Source organism: Mesobacillus subterraneus, from assembly GCF_003937825.1.
Lineage (GTDB): Bacteria > Bacillota > Bacilli > Bacillales > Cytobacillaceae > Mesobacillus > Mesobacillus subterraneus.
Genome location: NZ_RSFW01000017.1, coordinates 15,592 through 35,564, shown reverse-complemented (window position 1 = coordinate 35,564; position 19,973 = coordinate 15,592). Strand labels below are relative to the sequence as shown.

13 protein-coding genes are annotated in these 19,973 nt (G+C 43.4%); 3 read left to right on the top strand and 10 right to left on the bottom strand.

Annotated features, from left to right (window positions below):
* Positions 1-8 precede the first annotated feature (8 nt).
* A complete protein-coding gene (locus EJA10_RS14605; RefSeq protein ID WP_125480762.1) occupies positions 9-371 on the top strand; it encodes a spore coat protein in 363 nt (120 codons plus the stop codon).
* Between the two features lie 16 nt (positions 372-387).
* Entirely contained in the window at positions 388-1,524 is a 1,137-nt protein-coding gene (locus EJA10_RS14600; RefSeq protein WP_125480761.1) for a zinc-dependent alcohol dehydrogenase, read from the top strand.
* A gap of 2,208 nt (positions 1,525-3,732) precedes the next feature.
* On the opposite strand, the gene EJA10_RS14595 is transcribed toward EJA10_RS14600, so the two are convergent.
* The 5 genes from EJA10_RS14595 to parE form a co-directional block, all read right to left on the bottom strand.
* Positions 3,733-4,224 (bottom strand): staygreen family protein, encoded by a 492-nt coding sequence (locus EJA10_RS14595; protein ID WP_125480760.1) that lies wholly within the window; start codon positions 4,222-4,224, stop codon positions 3,733-3,735.
* A gap of 79 nt (positions 4,225-4,303) precedes the next feature.
* Entirely contained in the window at positions 4,304-5,062 is a 759-nt protein-coding gene (locus tag EJA10_RS14590; protein WP_125480759.1) for a hypothetical protein, read from the bottom strand.
* Between the two features lie 95 nt (positions 5,063-5,157).
* Entirely contained in the window at positions 5,158-6,588 is a 1,431-nt protein-coding gene (locus tag EJA10_RS14585) for an alanine/glycine:cation symporter family protein (protein WP_125480758.1), read from the bottom strand.
* A gap of 207 nt (positions 6,589-6,795) precedes the next feature.
* Complete coding sequence (parC, locus tag EJA10_RS14580) at positions 6,796-9,231, bottom strand: DNA topoisomerase IV subunit A (protein WP_125480757.1); 2,436 nt, start codon at positions 9,229-9,231, stop codon at positions 6,796-6,798.
* Positions 9,228-11,207 (bottom strand): DNA topoisomerase IV subunit B, encoded by a 1,980-nt coding sequence (gene parE, locus EJA10_RS14575; RefSeq protein ID WP_125480756.1) that lies wholly within the window; start codon positions 11,205-11,207, stop codon positions 9,228-9,230. The genes parC and parE overlap by 4 nt, the downstream gene beginning before the upstream one ends.
* Before the next feature lie 397 nt (positions 11,208-11,604).
* Between parE and EJA10_RS14570 the strand changes: the two genes are divergently transcribed.
* Complete coding sequence (locus EJA10_RS14570) at positions 11,605-13,026, top strand: S8 family peptidase (protein ID WP_125480755.1); 1,422 nt, start codon at positions 11,605-11,607, stop codon at positions 13,024-13,026.
* 37 nt (positions 13,027-13,063) lie between these two features.
* On the opposite strand, the gene helD is transcribed toward EJA10_RS14570, so the two are convergent.
* From helD to EJA10_RS14545, 5 genes are all read right to left on the bottom strand, one after another.
* Complete coding sequence (helD, locus tag EJA10_RS14565; RefSeq protein WP_125480754.1) at positions 13,064-15,391, bottom strand: RNA polymerase recycling motor HelD; 2,328 nt, start codon at positions 15,389-15,391, stop codon at positions 13,064-13,066.
* Between the two features lie 294 nt (positions 15,392-15,685).
* Positions 15,686-16,819, bottom strand: a complete 1,134-nt coding sequence (locus tag EJA10_RS14560) for a glycerate kinase (protein WP_125480753.1) — start codon at positions 16,817-16,819, stop codon at positions 15,686-15,688.
* A gap of 77 nt (positions 16,820-16,896) precedes the next feature.
* Positions 16,897-18,165: a GntP family permease gene (locus tag EJA10_RS14555; protein WP_125480752.1), complete on the bottom strand. Its 1,269-nt coding sequence runs from the start codon at positions 18,163-18,165 to the stop codon at positions 16,897-16,899.
* Positions 18,166-18,287: 122 nt separating this feature from the next.
* Positions 18,288-19,400 carry a sugar diacid recognition domain-containing protein gene (locus EJA10_RS14550; RefSeq protein WP_170169151.1) on the bottom strand — a complete coding sequence of 371 codons (1,113 nt, stop codon included), beginning with the start codon at positions 19,398-19,400 and terminating at the stop codon, positions 18,288-18,290.
* Positions 19,401-19,506: 106 nt separating this feature from the next.
* Positions 19,507-19,920 carry a CoA-binding protein gene (locus EJA10_RS14545; RefSeq protein ID WP_125480750.1) on the bottom strand — a complete coding sequence of 138 codons (414 nt, stop codon included), beginning with the start codon at positions 19,918-19,920 and terminating at the stop codon, positions 19,507-19,509.
* Between the last annotated feature and the right edge of the window lie 53 nt (positions 19,921-19,973).

Below are 19,973 nucleotides of genomic sequence, written 5' to 3'. Positions count from 1 at the left end.
GAAGAAAAATGGAAATGGATTATTTGGATCCCCAAGGAGCCGAACATATGCCAGAAATGGCAGATTCGGGCATTGCATTGGAATTTCTTCTTTCAGTTAAAACGGGCATTCATACATATGCCATTGCGTTAACTGAAACATCAAGCCTGGAGTTAAGAGAGGCATTATACAGGCAAATGGAACTATCTATTGATTTGCACACCGAGATATCTGAATTGATGATAAGCAAGGGCTGGTTGTATCCGCACGATGTTGGTAAGCAAGTTGAGTTAGATCTTAAATCTGCCGACAATGCTTTAATGATTGCCGGGATGAACTTATTCCCGAATGATACGGATAGACTCGGAATGTTCGCAACGCCTAATAAATAAGGGAGGTTAGAGAAAAATGAAAGCTGTCACGTACCAGGGGAGTAAAAATGTCCAGGTTAAAGAAGTAAAAGACCCAAAAATCAAAAATGGTGATGATATCATTGTAAAAATAACATCTTCTGCTATATGCGGTTCTGATTTGCATTTGATTCATCAAATGATTCCCAATATGCCAACTGATTATGTAATAGGCCATGAACCCATGGGGGTAGTCGAAGAAGTAGGACCGGAAGTAACAAAATTGAAAAAAGGGGATCGAGTGATTATTCCCTTTAATGTAAGCTGTGGGCAATGCTGGTACTGTAACCATGACATAACCAGCCAATGTGATAATTCAAACCCTCATGGTGAAATGGGCGGTTTCTTTGGATATTCAGAAACAACCGGTGGATTTGCTGGCGGACAAGCTGAATATATGCGAGTTCCATATGGCAACTTTACTCCCTTTAAAATACCGGAGAATTGCGAAGTAGAAGATGAAAAGTTAGTGTTACTTGCAGATGCAGCCTCAACAGCCTACTGGAGTGTAGATCACTCTGGTGTCAAAGCTGGTGATACTGTTATCGTTTTAGGATGTGGTCCAGTAGGTCTCCTTGCTCAAAAATTTGCCTGGTTTAAAGGTGCTGAACGTGTTATTGCGGTCGATTACCTCAACTACCGGCTTGAGCATGCGAAACGGACCAATAAAGTGGAGACTGTGAATTTTGAAGAACATGAAAACGTTGGAGAATATTTAAGAGAGATAACACAAGGCGGAGCAGATATCGTTATCGATTGTTCAGGTATGAGTGGCAAGATGACACCTCTTGAATATCTTGCATCCGGAATGAAACTACATGGCGGAGCAATGGGTGGTCTAGTTATTGCGTCACAGGCTGTACGCAAAGCAGGGACCATTCAAATTACAGGAGTATATGGGGGACGTTATAATGGTTTCCCGTTAGGAGACATTTTTCAAAGAAATGTTGACCTAAAAATGGGTCAGGCCCCAGTTATTCCGTACATGCCTTTTCTTTATAATCTTATATCTGAAGGAAAGGTTGATATTGGTGATGTAATCACACATGTACTTCCATTAGACCAGGCCAAGCATGGATACGAAGTTTTTGACACAAGGACAGATAATTGTATAAAAGTCATTTTAAAACCTTAAATTGAATAAATCCAAGATGAATTCCCATAAATCCCTTTAGAAATGGAGGTTTGTTATTTTGAATAACAAGGACTCAATATTTGGGATGGCAGTTTTTGGCATACTATTAACAACTATCTACACAGCAATACTTGCATCCCAACTAATGGCCACAAAACAAAAGGTTGATTATCTTTATTTCAAAAATAAAATTAACTGAAAGATAAAACAATCAATTAAGGCGGTGATTCCATCGTCTTTTTTGTTGAATCAATGATTTCTTAATATCCGTTAATTATTATGTTTATGTCCATTTTTCAAAATACGAACTAGCCTTCATCACTATAGGGCGCGTTGAACCTGGAAGTATTAAGGAACCTTTTTGCTGAATTCCTTATTAAACAAACGGGGCAGCATTCCTGTAATAAATTTAAGTTTGGGAAGAAATGCACGAAGAGAACAGTGATGAAACCCGGTCCTTATATGGACCAGGGTTATTCCAACTTTATATGAAACCTATACATTATCAAGATCCAAGTATGTTAAATTACCAAGATCCGGTTCAACAAAATGGTGTAATCATGAATCCATTCCATGATAGCGATACTACTTACATGAGTAAAGCTATTTTCCACCCGCAATCCATGTATATTCGGGTGCACGGAAGATTAGAAGGAATCAGTACATCAGGGTAAACAAGCGAATCATGTAGCACAGGGGGATTATCAACAAACAGGATTTTATTCGGGAAACGAAAAACTCGGTCACATCAATCAAAATGTCCAAAGTACAACCATTCAATGTCTTTAACGGAACCACTTTACTATTGGCCCTTCCCACGGTTTACAAATGGGGGAAAGGCCGAATAGTAATGAGAAGCGCTCCCAACAGTTAGGTAAGGTTCCAACTTCTAAGGATTATGTAATGATTAATGGTTTTACGGAAAATGAACAGAAAGGAGTTAAAAAGTGATCTGCTTATTAGGCTCCTTCAAGAACGTTTCGATGGGTTTCTTTTTCTGCTCAAAATCCACGTGGGTATAAATGGCTTTTGACGCAATGCTGTCATGAAACAACTCCTGAATAAGGTGGATATCCACCTTATCCACATGTAGATTTAAGTTTCATGACGTTGAAAGTGATGGGCAAAGGGAAGAATTCCAGCAAAGATCAACGAGTTCCTGCCTTTTAAGGCGCGTAGTGGCCAGGAATTTGAATAGCAACTCATTTTTAAGGGGCAGAGGGCCGGAACCATTTTCTAGGTATTTAAAGAGCATCTTAAGTTCATCAAGGTTCATGTTGGCAAACGCTTGTCGAATTTAGGGTTCTGATATCTTCCTGGCACAGTACAGGCTTCAGATTCTTTTTGAGTACCAATTTCTGGATGAATCAACGGACAGTCGATGGACTGTGATCCTCGATTTGCTGCGAGCGATTATGACGGATCAAAAAGTCCTGGAATGTCATTTGATCGAGTTCATAACTGGATAACGTATTTGTAGATAAATTCCGTTAGACTTGAAGGTACATTAAAAATTCATCACAAGCTTCAGTGAACATCATAAAAACAACCTCATAGAGTGTTGATGAGTGAACGAGAAAACAAATTATTGGTTGAGATAAAGGAATTATCGTTCAAAGTTTTAAAACGATAATCAACGGAAGGAGACAATGATTATGAGGAACAAGAGGGAACGTAGTTCCAATTATTCATTATTACGGAAATTTAAAGGGATAAGTCTCCATTCAACAATAAGTTATTGTTAGTTTACATAACATAAATTCTAGGAAGTTATAGATCGAATTTATGTTGCTGTCTCAATAACTAAGTATACTTAAGTTAGTGAGATGGGATTTGAAATTTGAGTAATGGTTTATAGTTTGATCATTTTGTTAGTCGTAATCTAAATTTCTGTTTATGGTTGTCTGTTGATTTATTTCTTAAAGTTTCTGTTTACTTTTTTTCTCGAGATCTATTTCATGTGTTTTTTGTTTTCTTGATGGCTTTGTATGGTCAATATGCTTTAGATTTAACCCTCGGCTACAATTTGCTGAATTTCCGTTTCACTATTTTGCTGTACCCAGTAATTACGGCCACTTATTCGTTATTCTGCAATTCTCTATTATGGAACCCTTATGGATTTAAAATCCAACATTAGTTTACATAATATAATTATGTTTTTATTTTTCGCTTCTGCCTCCCACGTCTAAAAACACCAGAAGCACAGGCTTATGCCTGTGCTTCTGGTGTTATTTCTTTGTTGACCAAATTCAAATACTTTCTCGGAGTGCCGTAATATGCTACTTTATTAAACTCCGGATAAATGGATGAAAATTGAACGTAAATTGGTGCGTCAAGCAGCCACGGATAGTTTGTGAAAAAGGTTCTGTCTCCATAGATGATCCCTGTTAAAGCTAAATCAAGCTCTCTCTTGAAGATCATATACCTGATTCTCGACATATTTGGGTCGTATTCTCCATTACTGATATAAACCTTACCGTACAGCATGTATTCACCGTTCATTGTTACCCAATCGGCTAAAACTTCATCGCGCATTTTATAGTTGATGGCTTGATAGTCATACACATTGCCGATGGATAAAAACAGTTCCCCTGTCATGTCAGAATGTGTAAGCGTGTATTTTCTGCCTTCAAGAGGCAGAAATCCGGTTGCTGGAGGGATAAAACAAACGTTTAACTTCTCAGGATTGAATTTGCTCATGGCATAAGGCTCCTTCCACAAAAGAATCCTTTTACCCTTAGCATATGTTGATCATATAAAAACGTGACAAACGCCTAGATCATGGTGTATCCAGGCTTTTCACCTTCGTATCGATCAGATTCCATTTTCCTTTGTCATAGAACCATGTGGATTCGACCTCTGCAATTCCATCTGCATTGTATGCTCCGTTGATTCGCTGGCTGCCTGCCAATTCATATTGGTTTTCTTTGACGATTACAGGTTTCAAAACCCCGTATGGCAGGACCATTAGTTCTGTTGGTTCATTCAGCTTGCCATCCTGATAGAGTCCGAGACGGTCATAATCCTCTTTCCTGTCGCTCAGGTCAAAACTGTATGACTGCCCCGTTTCCGCAATCGTTATGGACGCCTTATAACCATCTTCAAACTGGCTGGTGATTGCAAGAGGCTCAGGTACGGTCAAATCCTTTACTTCAAAATCCTTCAGAGTATATAAATAAAAGTTGGATAGGCCTCCACTGCCTCCAGTCGGTATGCTGATGAACATATCTTTTACCTTGTCATGGTTTAAGTCTTTATAATCAATCGTAGGATCATATCCACCCTCAAGCTCAATTTTGTAGGTTTTCCCATCAGATGCCTTCACCTTGAGGAAGATTCTTTTCAGGAATTGAGCTCCTTCCTCGAAAGGAACACCTTTAACATAAATCAGGTCCCTTTTCCCATCCCCGGTTACATCTACTTGATCTTCGGATAAGGTCACGGTTTTCTCAGTAGATTCACCGGCATAAACACCGGTCAGCGCAGTTAATGACATAAGAAAAAAAGCGGAGAAAGTAAGTAAAAGCTCCCTTTTCATATGCATCCCTCCAATCTATATACACTTAACATGTCCAATAATGGAAAAAAGATGCAAAAAACCCTCTGATAAGCTTCAGAGGGTTTTTTACCGTATTATTTAGTTTCTTGTCCTTCAGTTCTATTTTTTGGTTCCCATGATTCAATGCCGGTTAAACCAGGAATAGAATCCGAATAAAATACTGGGTCCTTTCCTTGTTTGCGCTGATCCCTGTAATCCCTCAATGCTGCCATGGCAATTTTGGCGAGCAATGTGATCGCTGCAAGGTTGATCAATGCCATCAGCCCCATGAATAAGTCGGCCAGGTTCCAGACTATTGATAACTCAACGATTGAACCGAATAACACCATCCCGATTACGGCCAAACGATAGATCAAAAGGGCGGTCGGGCTTTCCTTGATGAACTCTATATTCGTTTCACCGTAATAGTAGTTCCCGATAATTGAGGTGAATGCGAAAAGGAAAATTGCTCCGCCAATAATCGCTGGTGCCCAGTCCCCTATATGAGCTGAAAGAGCAGTTTGGGTTAACTGGATCCCATCAAGATCGGGACTCGTATAGGCTCCGGAAAGAATGATAATGAACGCTGTAGCAGTACAGATTAAAATAGTATCAGTGAACACGCCGAGGGTCTGGATCAACCCCTGTTTAACCGGGTGAGTGACTGCTGCCGTAGCAGCTGCATTAGGAGCACTACCCATTCCGGCTTCATTTGAGAACAAACCCCTTTTGATTCCCATCATCACGGCCGCACCCATTCCGCCCCCAACTGCCTCCTGAAGGCCAAATGCATTCTTGATGATCAAGCTCAGCATGGCAGGGACTTCGCCGAAGTTCATGATTACAATGATGAATGCGAGAATTACGTATAAAACAGCCATTATTGGAACAATGATTTGGGAAACAATAGCAATTCTTTTTATCCCTCCAAAGATGACTGCAGCTGTCATAACAGCTAAAATGATTCCCATCCAGAAACGGTCAAAACCAAATGCCTGGTCAAAAGCCAGGGAAATCGTATTCGATTGAACAGAGTTGAATACTAAACCAAATGTAAAAATGATAATTACTGCAAACAGGATTCCCAGCCAGCGCTTATTCAAACCCCGCTCCATATAGTAAGCAGGACCCCCACGGTATTCATCCTGGTCTTTAACTTTATAAATTTGTGCAAGTGTGCTTTCTATGAAGCTGGAAGCTGCACCAATCAACCCGATCAGCCACATCCAGAAAACAGCTCCGGGCCCTCCTGCAGCAATGGCAGTGGCAACACCGGCCAAATTTCCTGTGCCCACTCGGGAAGCCAGACTGACAGTGAATGCCTGAAAAGACGATCGCCCCCGTTTTCCTTCGGCTGAAACGGTCGCTGGATCTTTCAGTACCCTGATCATTTCAGGGAAGTATTTGAATTGCACGAATCTGGTTCTGAAGGTGAAGTATGTACCTAGTACGACAAGTACGGCTATTAAGATATAGCCCCACATAAAGTCATTTAGCTGTGAGATTATGTCGTTGAAAATCCCCATTGAAAAACTCCTTTTCTATTTTAATTTTTTGCGCGAAGCTATTTTGATATAGTGTTTAAGATACCAAAAATAGCACAGCTTCACAATGGCAGAGAACTTCCAAGCTGGCTTTTCCAGGGGCGGTTCAGGAAGTTCCAGGTTTATTTACCCTTATTATGGTTAAAAAAACGAAAAAACACAGGAAAACTCCTGTGTTTTTTCAACTTTCTATTCTGCTTCCTGTTTGTTCCCGCTTTTCCAGATTTCTATCAACTTTCCGGATTCACTTTCATCCACGAGGAATGATCCATTCGTATAACGATCACTGAACCTCAACTCTGATGCTTTAAGTGATACGATCTGCTGCTTTTCAGACTGGAAGAAGATTTCATCCTGATCTTCTACAACCTCTGCGCCAATGATTCTGTGCGGGTTGGCTTTTAGTTCCCTGAGTGTCACAACACCGCGTTTAGCACGTGTGGTTTTTTCGAATTCAGTAAGCTTCATCTTCTTCACAGCACCACGCTGTGTTGCGACGACAATGGATTGCATCTGTTCAGGATCAATGACTTTGCCACCAACGACATAATCGCCGTCCTTCAGGTTCATTCCTTTAACCCCAGCAGCCCTGACTCCAATTGGGCCCACTTCTTCTTCACTGAACCATAGTGCATAACCAAGGTTTGAAACAAGGAACAGGTCTTTGCTTCCATCAGTGATATGGACATCAATCACCCGATCATCGCCTTTAACATTAATGGCTGTCAAAGGCTTGGAGTACCGCTGAGCTTTATAGGCATTTAACTCTGACTTCTTCACCATGCCGTTCTTTGTCACGAATGTCAGGTACACGCTTTGGTCAAAATCCGTGACTTGGATTGCTTTTATGATCTCCTCGTCGCGATCAATCGGAACAAGGTTTGCTACATGCTGTCCGAGATCCTTCCAGCGGATATCCGGAAGTTCATGGACAGGCAGATACAGATAGCTGCCTTTATTGGTGAACAGCAGGAGAACGTCCTTTGTATTCATATTTAGCTGGGAAAGGAGCCTGTCTGTATCCTTCATCGCAAAATCCTGTCCATTTGATGCGGCATACGAACGCTGGCTTGTCCGTTTAACATAGCCATCCTTTGTGACAGTAACAATCACGTCTTCACTTGCGATCAATACCTCGAGGTTGATTTTGATTTCTTCAATTTCTTCCTCGATTCTTGTGCGGCGTTCATCGGCAAATCGCTTTTTGACGTCTTTTAATTCTTTTTTGATAACGGATAAGAGCTTTTTCTCGCTTGCGAGAATAGCAGTGAGTTCGTCCACTTTCTTCGCGAGCTCCTGTGCTTCCGCCTGCAGTGCCGTTATATCGGTATTCGTTAATCGATATAGCTGCAAGGAAACGATCGCTTCAGCCTGGACCTCTGTGAATTCGAACTTCTTGATCAGGTTATCCTTTGCATCCCGCTTGTCCTTTGAAGATCTGATGGTTGCGATGACTTCGTCAAGGATGGACAAGGCTTTCATGAGACCTTCCACAATATGCTGACGGTCCCGGGCTTTTTGCAGGTCGTATTGGGAGCGCTTTGTCACTACATCCTTCTGGTGGTCGATGTAGGCATCCAGCAACTCGGCAAGCCCCATCAATACTGGTCTTTTTTTGTTGATTGCGACCATATTGAAATTATAAGTGATTTGCAAATCACTATTTTTATATAAGTAGTTCAAGACTCCGCTGGCATCCGCATCTTTCTTCAGCTCGATAACAACACGCAGCCCTGTTCGGTCTGTCTCGTCACGAACCTCGGAAATGCCCTCAACTTTGCGGTCAAGGCGGAATTCGTCAATTCGTTTGACCAGGTTCGCCTTATTGATCTCATATGGGATTTCAGTGACGACGATTTGCTGCTTTCCGCCCCTTACGTCCTCGATCTCAGCCTTTCCGCGGACGATGATTTTTCCTTTACCTGTCTGATAGGCTTTCTTGATGCCTTCGACCCCCTGGATGATTCCCCCTGTTGGGAAATCCGGGCCCTTGATGACATTCATCAAGTCTTCGATCGTACAAGCAGGATTATCCATCCTCATGATGACACCATCAATTACCTCAGCCAGGTTGTGTGGCGGAATATCAGTAGCATAGCCTGCGGAAATCCCTGTCGAACCGTTGACCAGCAAATTCGGGAACATAGCTGGAAGAACAGTTGGCTCGCTGGAGGTGTCATCGAAATTAGGAATGAATTCAACGGTCCTCTTTTCAATGTCCCTTAACAGTTCGCCAGCAATGGCGGATAACCGCGCCTCGGTATAACGCATAGCTGCAGGCGGGTCACCATCGATACTTCCGTTGTTCCCATGCATTTCAACAAGATAGTTCCGTACTTTCCAATCCTGGCTCATACGGACCATAGCTTCGTATACAGAAGAGTCACCGTGCGGGTGATAATTGCCAATTACGTTTCCGACGGTCTTGGCAGATTTCCTGAAGCCTTTTTCGCTTGTATTTCCTTCCACATGCATCGCGTATAAAATCCTGCGCTGAACAGGCTTTAGTCCATCCCTGGCATCAGGGAGGGCACGTTCCTGGATAATATACTTACTGTAGCGTCCGAACCGGTCGCCCAGTACGTCTTCTAAAGGGAGGTCACGAAACTTTTCAACTGAACTCATTCGCCAGCAACCTCCTCTGTAACTGAAATGTTTTCATTTTCTAGAATGTTTCCATCTTCCTCGAGACCGAATGCCACGTTGGATTCAATCCATTTCCGCCTCGGTTCGACTTTATCGCCCATAAGAGTCGTGACTCTTCGTTCTGCTCTTGCAGCGTCATCGATCCTTACGCGGATCAGGGTACGGGTCTCAGGATCCATCGTTGTTTCCCACAGCTGGTCTGCATTCATTTCGCCCAGACCCTTATAGCGCTGGATGATATAGCCTTTTCCCACTTTCTTCATCGCATCTTTAAGCTCTTCATCGCTCCAGGCATACTCAATGACTTCTTTCTTGCCTGTTCCTTTGCTGACTTTGTATAGCGGCGGAAGGGCAATGAATACCTTGCCTGATTCAATAAGCGGCTTCATATAGCGATAGAAAAACGTCAACAACAGGACCTGGATATGGGCACCATCCGTATCAGCATCTGTCATGATGACAATTTTGTCGTAATTGATGTCATCGACATTGAAATCCGAACCTACACCTGCGCCAATGGCATGGATGATTGTATTGATTTCCTCATTCTTGAAAATGTCCTGCAGTTTGGCTTTCTCGGTATTGATGACTTTACCCCTCAGAGGAAGTACAGCCTGGAACTTCCTGTCACGCCCCTGCTTGGCTGAACCGCCGGCAGAATCTCCCTCTACAAGATAAAGTTCATTTTTGGCAGGGTTTTTAGATTGCGCCGGTGTCAATTTACCGGAAAGAATTGCATCAGAGCGTTTCTTTTTCTTGCCGCTCCTCGCGTCCTCGCGTGCCTTTCGGGCAGCTTCTCTCGCCTGGTAAGCTTTGATGGATTTTTTGATCAGCATCGTACTGATATCCGGATTTTCCTCCAGGAAGTAGGAAAGGTGCTCAGAAACGACAGAGTCAACCGCCGACCGTGCTTCACTTGTTCCAAGCTTTCCCTTAGTCTGGCCCTCGAACTGAAGAAGTTCTTCAGGAATGCGTACTGACACGATTCCGGCTAGTCCTTCACGGATATCCGCGCCGTCGAGATTCTTATCCTTGTCCTTAAGGAGGCCGACTTTACGCGCATATTCATTGAATACACGTGTCATCGCTGTTTTGGCGCCTGCCTCATGGGTCCCGCCATCTTTCGTTCGGACATTGTTTACAAAGGACAGAACGTTCTCTGAATAGCCATCATTGAACTGAAAGGCAAATTCCACTTCGATTTTGCTGTATTCCCCTTCAAAGCTGACAACAGGATGAAGGACGTCCTTTTCCTCATTCAGGTATTCAACAAAAGCCTCAATGCCTGTTTCGTAATGAAAAACATCCTTCGCATCATTGCGTTCATCGATTAGTTCTATTTTTAACCCTTTTAACAGGAAAGCGGACTCTCTAAGACGTTCAGAGAGTGTGTCGTAGTTATAAGTCAAGGTTGAAAAGATTTCAGGATCAGGTTTAAAGTGAATTGTTGTTCCTGTCTGGTTTGTCTTTCCAATCTTTTCAAGCGTAGTGACCGGTTTTCCTCCATTTTCAAACCGCTGTTCATAGACGAAGCCATCTCTTTTAATCGTCACAACCAGCCATTCGGACAATGCATTGACAACCGATGCACCTACACCATGAAGGCCTCCGCTTGTTTTATATCCGCCCTGCCCGAACTTTCCGCCTGCGTGCAAGACGGTAAGGATGACTTCCGGAGTAGGCTTGCCTAATTTGTGCATCCCTGTAGGCATGCCTCGTCCTTTATCCTGGACGCTAATGGAATTATCTTTATGAATTTTAACTATGATCTGGTTTCCGTATCCGCCGAGCGCTTCGTCAACCGAGTTATCAACGATTTCGTATACGAGGTGATGAAGTCCTCGCGTATCAGTACTGCCAATATACATGCCTGGTCTTTTACGTACGGCTTCCAGGCCTTCTAATACCTGTATGGCATCATCATTATAATCAAAAGCTTGCTGATTTCTTGCCACGAACATACCCCTTTCATTTCTTGCAAACAACATTGACGGTTTTTATGTATAGTGTCAATGAATCCGTTAAGTATTCCTCATTCAGTAAAAAGAAGCGGCTGTTTTAGTTGCTTTTCTTCCGATGCGGAACATCTGTTCTCTTTTTATTTTACCATAAGAATGGCGTCTATGCTTAATTGTAGCGATTAATTCAGATTTGGCAAACGGATTTAAAGAATTAATTGGAATTTTGTCATAAAAAATCGGCTTTTTGGAGACTTGCCTGATTGTTTTTTATGTCATTTTACCCATTTTTCTCGATTAGTCTGCCTTTGGCAACTACCAGTGATTCCCGTCATTATTTTCGCAAGCTGAACTGCAATATAAGAACAAACTCATTTTTACGGGGGCTACTGATATGAAGAGAACGAGGGTTATTATACTTGCGGTGTCATTCATGCTTCTCCTGGCCCTTACAGCAGGAGGAGTATTCAGAAGTGATTCGAAAGGCAGACAAAACGCAGGGCAGTCTGCCGGACAGCGAACCATGGCAAACTCAGACAGCCTAGGCAGGCCCATAGCTAAGATCAATACTGTTCAAATCAATAATGTGCAAATGGGAGAAAGAATCAAAAACCAGCTGGATCAACAAAATGAGGTCACCCTCATTTATCATAATAAAAAGAACACCAGCCACTATTATGATCATGAGGCTGCAGTTGATTTTGTCCATCAGCCAAGTGCGGAGGAAATTGATGAAATCACTACAGGCATAAAAGGCTGGGTCATAAAACAGCATCAAGATGACATTTATGTATTCAGGTCGACATCGATGGAAACTCCGGAGATGATTGATTACTTTCAGCAAAGACCAAACATTGAGTATGCAGAGCCCAACTACATTTTAATGCAAAATCAAGTGAATGGGCCAAATGATTTACTTTATCAGGAAAAATATCAATGGAATTTGCCAGTCATCGGTACAGAACAGGGCTGGCAGGTGACTCGCGGTAAAGAAGAAATAGAAATTGCGGTAGTGGATACTGGAGTTGACCTTGATCATCCTGATTTAAAAAATAGGCTTGTCAAAGGATACAACGTCATAAATGAAAGAGCTGAACCAGATGATGACAATGGCCATGGAACACATGTAGCCGGGATCATCGCTTCTGAGACGAATAACAATGAGGGCATTGCCGGCATGACTTGGTACAATAAAATCATGCCCATTAAAGCAATGGGAGCTAAAGGATATGGCACGACCTTTGATATTGCAAAAGGGATTGTCTGGGCGGTAGACCATGGAGCGGATGTCATCAATTTAAGCCTTGGCAACTACCAGCCATCCAAGGTACTTGAGGAGGCCGTCCGATATGCTTACGACAAAGGTGCAGTCATGGTCTCGGCTGCCGGGAATGATGGCTCCGATCAGCCGACCTATCCATCAGCTTTCCCTGAAGTGTTAAGTGTGGCTGCTGTGGATTACAATGGGAACAGGGCGGAATTTTCAAACCATGGCGATTATATCGATATCGCAGCACCTGGTGTGTATATCCCGAGCACCTACTTTAACCAGGAATACGCTGCACTGTCAGGAACCTCTATGGCGGCACCCCATGTGGCCGGCCTTGCGGCATTGATTAAATCCGCAAATCCAGATTTGGATAACAAAGAGGTCATCAGGATTATAAAAAGCTCAGCAATTGATCTTGGCAGGAGAGGAAAAGATACTGATTATGGAAATGGCTTGATCGATGTAAATTTCGCGCTGCAGGAAGCGAATACCGAAGGTTCAACCTTCAACCAGCGAGATAAAACCATGCTAAGATGGTTCAGATAACAAGAACGCCGCCAGATCATTAATCTGGCGGCGTTTTCTATCTAATTTCATAAAGATTTTTGTCAACCTGCTCAATGAGCGGGCTCAATTGCCCGGCAGACAGAATGTATAGTTCATGCATGGCCCTTGTGCAAGCTGTATAAAACAATTTTCTTTCTTCATCTCTTGTATAAGAGGATGAATCATAAATGATCACCGCATCAAACTCAATCCCCTTGGCCAAATAAGTCGGTACCACATTAGTTCCATTCTCGAAAGTCAATGTTCCCTTCTCGATCAGCCGTACATCATGGGTTTGCTTGATTGCAGTGAATGCAGTCCTGCTCTCTTTTGCTGTTTTGCATATGACCGCGATGTTCTTGTGACCAGATTTTTGAAGCTGTTCTATCAAATCATTCACTTTGTTAATGTGGCCTTTAGGGTCACGTGTTTGTATGGCGACAGGTTTTGGACCAGGCCTGTTGAAGGGCTCGATCATATCGCCTCCCTCGATGAGCTGACGGGTAAACTCAACGATTTGCCTGGTTGATCTGTATGTCTTGGTCAGACTGTAGGTCTCCCTTTCCCCAAAGTCAAGTTCAGGTTGGGCGAGGATGGCCGGTGCCCCTGTAGGCCCTGAATAAATGGCCTGGTTTATATCCCCAAGCAGGGTCATCTTACTGTAAGGGAACAGCATTTTTATATAGGCAAACTGGAAAGGTGTATAATCCTGGGCTTCATCAATGAATACATGACGGATGGATGTATTGGACTTCCTGCCTTCGATTAAATCCTGAAGATAAAGAAAAGGAGTTGCATCCTCATATGCGATGAAACGATTTTCGAGATTAGCAATGGTTTTAGCGCATGAAGTAGACCAGTTAACAGGCAGGTTATCTGTTTTATGTTGGTACTCTTTAAAAAAGTCAATATAAATCGATCGTATGTTAATGAATTTCAATTTCTTCACTAGGTTGAACAGTGGTTTGAACCGCCTTTTCACAACCACTTCAGACAGCCAGCGCTGTTCTCTGTCATAATCATGGAAGGTATCATCGTCGTTTCCCTGCTTTTGCTGGCTGTGTTTGAAGGACTCAAGATAATCTTCTTTTTCAAGGAATTGGATTTCCTTTTCAACCCATTCTTTTGATTGTTCCACCTTGGCTTTCTTCTTAAGCTGTATGAGAAGCCATTCCTTTACCAGCTGAATTCTGTTTGGTATTGAAATATTTCCGTCAAGTGAATCGTAGTACTCAGCAATTTCTTGCCCGGAAATGATGGTCCTTTTTTTAAAGCCAATATTTTTAAAACTAAGGGTTTCCTTAGTTAATTTCTCAATATAAGTGTCCAGCAACTCTTTAAATTCAAGACTGGATTTAAAGCGGATACTTTCAACCCTGTTGTAAAAATGTTCATCTTTTTTTGCTTCAAGCAAATATTCCATTTGTTCAAACGGATCTTCCAGTTCATACTGGCCTCCGAATCTCGTTGCCAAATACTCCTGGAACGTTGCCTGCTGCATATTTTCCTCGCCAAGCTCGGGCAATACAGTGGCAACATAGCTATTGAACAAAGGGTTAGGTGAGAATAACATGATGTTTTCTGATTTGATGATGTTTCTGTACCGATACAGCAAATAGGCGACCTTCTGCATGGCGGCTGACGTCTTGCCGCTGCCTGCGACACCCTGGACGACGACCAGGCTGCTCTTATCATTTCGGATTATTTGGTTTTGTTCTTTCTGAATCGTGGCAACGATTGTTTTCATTTGAGTATCAGCATTGTTCCCCAGTACTTCCTGGAGCATTTCGTCTCCAATGGTAACTCCTGTTTCAAACATTGCTTTGATTTTGCCGCCTTTGATGACAAACTGGCGTTTTAATTCCATTGTACCCTCAATGGTCTCAGTTTCGGTCTGATATTGAGCCGGTCCTGGTGAGTAATCGTAATAAAGGCCGGAAATCGGTGCTCTCCAGTCGTAAATCAGAAAATTCTCCTCGGTCTCGTCCATTAGGGAAGCGATGCCAAGATAGATTTTCTCTGTATTGCTTTCTCCTTGTTCTTTGAAATCGATCCTGCCGAAATACGGAGAGAATCTTAAACGCGATAAGGTCTCCAGCTGTTTGATCATCTGGGTCTGAGTCCGCTCACGTTCGGAAAGAAGGGCTGCCTGCTGCTTGATGCTGGTAAAGGTTTCTGCAACATCATCAGCCTCATCAAAATTGACCGTTACATCTTCCCAGAAGGTCTTCCTGATTTCCAGAGCATCTGAACCAACCCCGGTAGAGCTCTCTTTCCATTTAGCCGCTTTTTTATCGATTTCTTTAGTGATCGCATCGACGCGATTCTGCTCCTGTTTTAGCGCAGTCCTCTGTTTTTCATCCATAAAATCACTCCCAGGGTTATGCTGATGAGTCTCAATTGACAATTAAGTAATTTTGTGTTATTGTTATGTTAGAATTTTTGTGTCTAGACTAACTTTGGTTTTTAAGCCAACTTTCATTTTACTATGTACCAGATCTTAATACAAATACTTGCAACCAAAGCCACCTTTAAAGGTGCTTTTTTAGTTTTAGCAATTACCTAGTTTATATTTATTCGAAATCAGTTCTTATTAAACATCAAAAAGCCGCAAAGCTGATTAACAGCTTGCGGCTTTTCGTTTTTACTTTTACATAAGCTATTTACTTAGTTTGATAACAGATGCAATATTTGTTGATAGTCTTTCTACATATATGTTTGCATTTTCAAACGCATTTGCTAAAGTGACAACTCCCGGGACGATACTAAAAACAGCATCGATTCCATGCTCGTGTACTACATGGCTGTCAGGCGAGACATTTCCCGCAATCGCGATGACAGGAACCTGGTGTTTTTTAGCTGTTTTCGCTACGCCAATTGGTGTTTTGCCAAAGATCGTCTGGCCGTCAATCTTGCCTTCCCCGGTAATGACAAAATCAGCATCCTGAATATGTTCTTCGAGTCTGGTCGCTTCAATGACAATATCGACTCCGCGTTTCAGTTCGGCTGACAGGAAGGCCAGGAGTCCGCCACCAAGGCCTCCTGCAGCCCCTGCCCCAGGGATGGGTTCGATATCTTTTCCTAAGTCTCTGCGAATGATAGCAGCAAAATGATGAAGGTTATCATCCAGTTCTTTTACCATAAGAGGTGTCGCTCCCTTTTGCGGTCCGAAAATCGCAGAAGCACCTCTTGGACCTGTCAATGGATTGTCGACATCGCAGGCGACCTCTATTTTTACCGATGCCAAACGTGCGTCCGCACGGGAAACATCAATCCTTGCCAGGGAACGAAGAGAACCACCGCCTTCTGCGATTTCCTCTCCCGAAGCATCAAGCAATTTTATGCCTAGAGCCTTTGCCATTCCTGCGCCCCCATCATTGGTGGCACTCCCTCCGATTCCGATGATGATACGCTTTACACCATAGTCAAGAGCAGCAGCGATCAGTTCTCCTGTACCTCTTGTTGACGTTATCAAGGGATTTCTTTTTTCTGCTGGAACAAGATGAATTCCGGAAGCGGCAGCCATTTCAATGACTGCTGTCGATTCATCCCCTGAAATCCCGAAAAACGCTTCAGCCGGATCCCCGAGTGGTCCTGTTACAGTCTTTGAGATGATTTTGCCTCCGGTAGCATCGACAAGGGATTGTACGGTCCCTTCTCCCCCGTCAGCCATTGGAACTTTGATGAATTCCGCTTCAGGAAAAATCTTTTTCATGCCATTTTCTATTGCCAGTGAAGCCTCAAGCGCTGTCAGGCTCTCTTTGAATGAATCTGGTGCTATTACAATTTTCATGCTCCTCTTCTCCTTGTCTGAAATGATGGAGTGTTATGAAAGGAACAGCCTGGAGATCAATCCAGACTGTCTGTTTTTTATCCAAAAAACTTAAAAATACCAAAGATGAAAGTTGAGACGATTGCCAGTGTCAGACCAACTGCAGTTTCGTAAGGGATTAACTTTAATCGTTCCTTGATGTCCATGTTGACGCTTCCGCCAGTCGCATGGAAGAAGCTGCCGTGCGGAAGGTGGTCAAGGACAGTTGCACCCGCATGTACCATTGCTGCCCCAGCAAGTGCTGTTACGCCCATTTCAAGGATGGTTGAGCCAAACACCTGTGAAGCCACTGCCGTGCCTGCAGTAGTGGACGCAGTCGCCGCTGACATGAAGATACCGGATACGGGTGCAAGAACGAATGCAGGAAGACCAAGTGCATCAAGTCCATTGATCAAGACATCCTTCAATCCTGAATTTGCGATGATGCCTGCCAGGGTGCCTGTACCAAGCAGCATGATGGCTACGCCTGACATTTTCCCGAGACCTGCAATGGCATAATCATTGATCTGCCTGATGCGGCCCATCGCCAGCGCACCTGCAATGCCGCCTGCCGGGAGTGCAATCATCGGATCGATGTTGATATCGAATAACGGTCTAAGTGCGAGAAGGAAAATTGTCACCAATGGTGCGACAATAGCCGGAACTATAAGCGGGTGCTTGCCTTTGACTGCTGTTTCGCTTTCCTCTGCAGTCACTTTTGAACCTTTGTTCACAAGCCTTTTAGCTAAAATGTAGGTTACGGTCAATCCGAATACAGCCGGTATGATTCCTGCCGCCATGACTGATGTCAGTGGGATTTGAAACGCATCAGCCGCTGCGATGGCATTTGGATTAGGTGACATGATATTGCCGGCCTTTCCGCCGCCAATCATTGCCAGCAATATAGCTGTTTTGGAAATTCCTGCTCTGTTTGCGATCGCCAGGGCGATTGGTGCAACTGTGATCACTGCAACGTCAACAAAGACTCCAACTGTAGTAAGGATCATGGTCGCGATTGCCAGTGCAAGCAACGCCCGAGTCTCCCCAACTTTTTTGACGATTGTTTCTGCAATTACCGCGGCTGCTCCTGATTCAATCAGGACACCTGCAAGCACACCGGCTGCCAGGATTCTCAGTACAGCGGGGATGATCCCTTTTGCACCCTCCATCATCAAAGTAACGGTGTTCGTGATATCAACTCCGCCTGCCAGGCCGCCAATAAGGGCACCAGCGATCATTCCATATGCTGGTGATACTCTCTTTAAAATTAGGAAAATTGCAACGATTAGGGCTACGATGGCACCGAAAGCGCTTACCTGAATATCCACGATGTTTCCTCCTTTAATCTGTTTGTACCTCCATTGTAAGCGCTGCCTTTGGGTTTTACATTAGTCAAATCATCAAAAAAAGACCTGTATTAGTACAGGTCTTTTGTGCATTTGCACAAATTTCATTGCAGCTCACTGGTCAGGTAGGATAAATAAAGATGCAGCAAATCAGTCGTTTTGCGCGGATCCTTCCCTGTAATTTCGGTGATTTTATCAAGCCGGTAGCGAAGCGTATTCCTGTGGATATACAGCTTTTGGGCAGCTGTGTTCATATCTCCGTTTGTCTCGATCAATATCCTTAACGATTCTGCGAGTTCTCCCTTTGAATCCTTCTTTTTCAACTCCTGAAAAAGAGGATGGATTCCTTCCGTAAGCCCGGCTTTAGATGCAGTCAGCAAGAATACCGGAAGATAATAATGCTCAAAAGGATAGATGCTTTCTTTTGAAGCAAGTTTTCGGCCGGCTGCCAGAGAATGGTCCGCTTGCTGATACGACTTTGCCAGGCCAGCTAAGCCGCTCTGATATTGACCAATGCCGATCTTCACCTGCAAACCGGTTGTCCGGCTGATGCCAGTATGCCAGCCTTCTGCTATTTTAAGAAGATATTGCCCCGACTTATAAGGAGGCAGACTTTTTAAAATGATGATTCGATCCTGCTGCATTAGCAAAAGATCTTCTTTTTCAAGTCTGCCCTTTATATAGGAATAGGTTTTCTTGCGGTCAGAAGTCAATAGGACGATTGCCGCCCTTGGCAAATCCAAATCGATGCCAAGCCGGGCAGACCTTTCAAGGAAAAGCGGATCAAGCTTCCCTTCAAAGTGGATGATTTGGCTGACAAGCTCTTCCTTAAGGCGCTCATCCCACTGGATTTCATTCATCAGTACGGCTTGCCGTAGGCTTAATTCAGCAGCCATGCGAACAAGTTCTCCAAAGCTGCGGATTTCTTCGGGCGGTCCTGTAATGCCTATGACACCGACGATTTTTTCATCGAAAAAGATAGGCAGGTTAATACCAGTTTTGACGCCATGCAGTTGTTCAGCTTTCTCTTCCGTTATTTCGAATCCTGTCCCCTGGCTGATGACAATTTTCGCTCCTTCATGGATGTCATCAATACGAGCCTGATCGCCTGACCCGATAATTACGCCACGATGGTCCATGACATTGATATTCCTGTCGATGATTCTCATCGTCCTGTCGACGATTTCCTGGGCCAGCTGTTTATTCAGAAATTCCATATCTATCCCCCTGCCAACACGATATAGGTATCTATTCATTATGGACCATAATAATCCCAGTTAAAAGAGAATGCGTGAGAACATATGTCCTCACGCATTAAGGTGATTATTTTGTTATTGCATGCTCTACCTTGATGCATCTGTCCATGATCACGGTATAGCCCTTTTCCTTTAAATAGTGATACGCTTCTTCGTCTTCAAGTCCCAGCTGTGCCCAGTAGACATCTGCATCAATCTCAGCAAATTCCTTTGCAACCCCCATTAGATATTCAGAGCGGCGGAAGACATTGACAATATCCACGTGTCCTTCAATTTCTTTCAATGTCTTGACAGCCTTAACACCAAGTATTTCATCAGCAGTTGGATTGACTGGTATGATTTCATAGCCGGCTGCCTGCATCGCTCGAGATACCATGTAGGAAGTTCGTTGAGGATTATCGCTTAATCCGACGACTGCAATTCTCTTGGCCTTTTTTAATATTTTGCCAATTTCCTCTCTGCTTGGATTTTCAATTGCCATTTTCCATCACTCCTGTCCAATTTGCTCAAAACCTATCTATATTTTAGCGTACC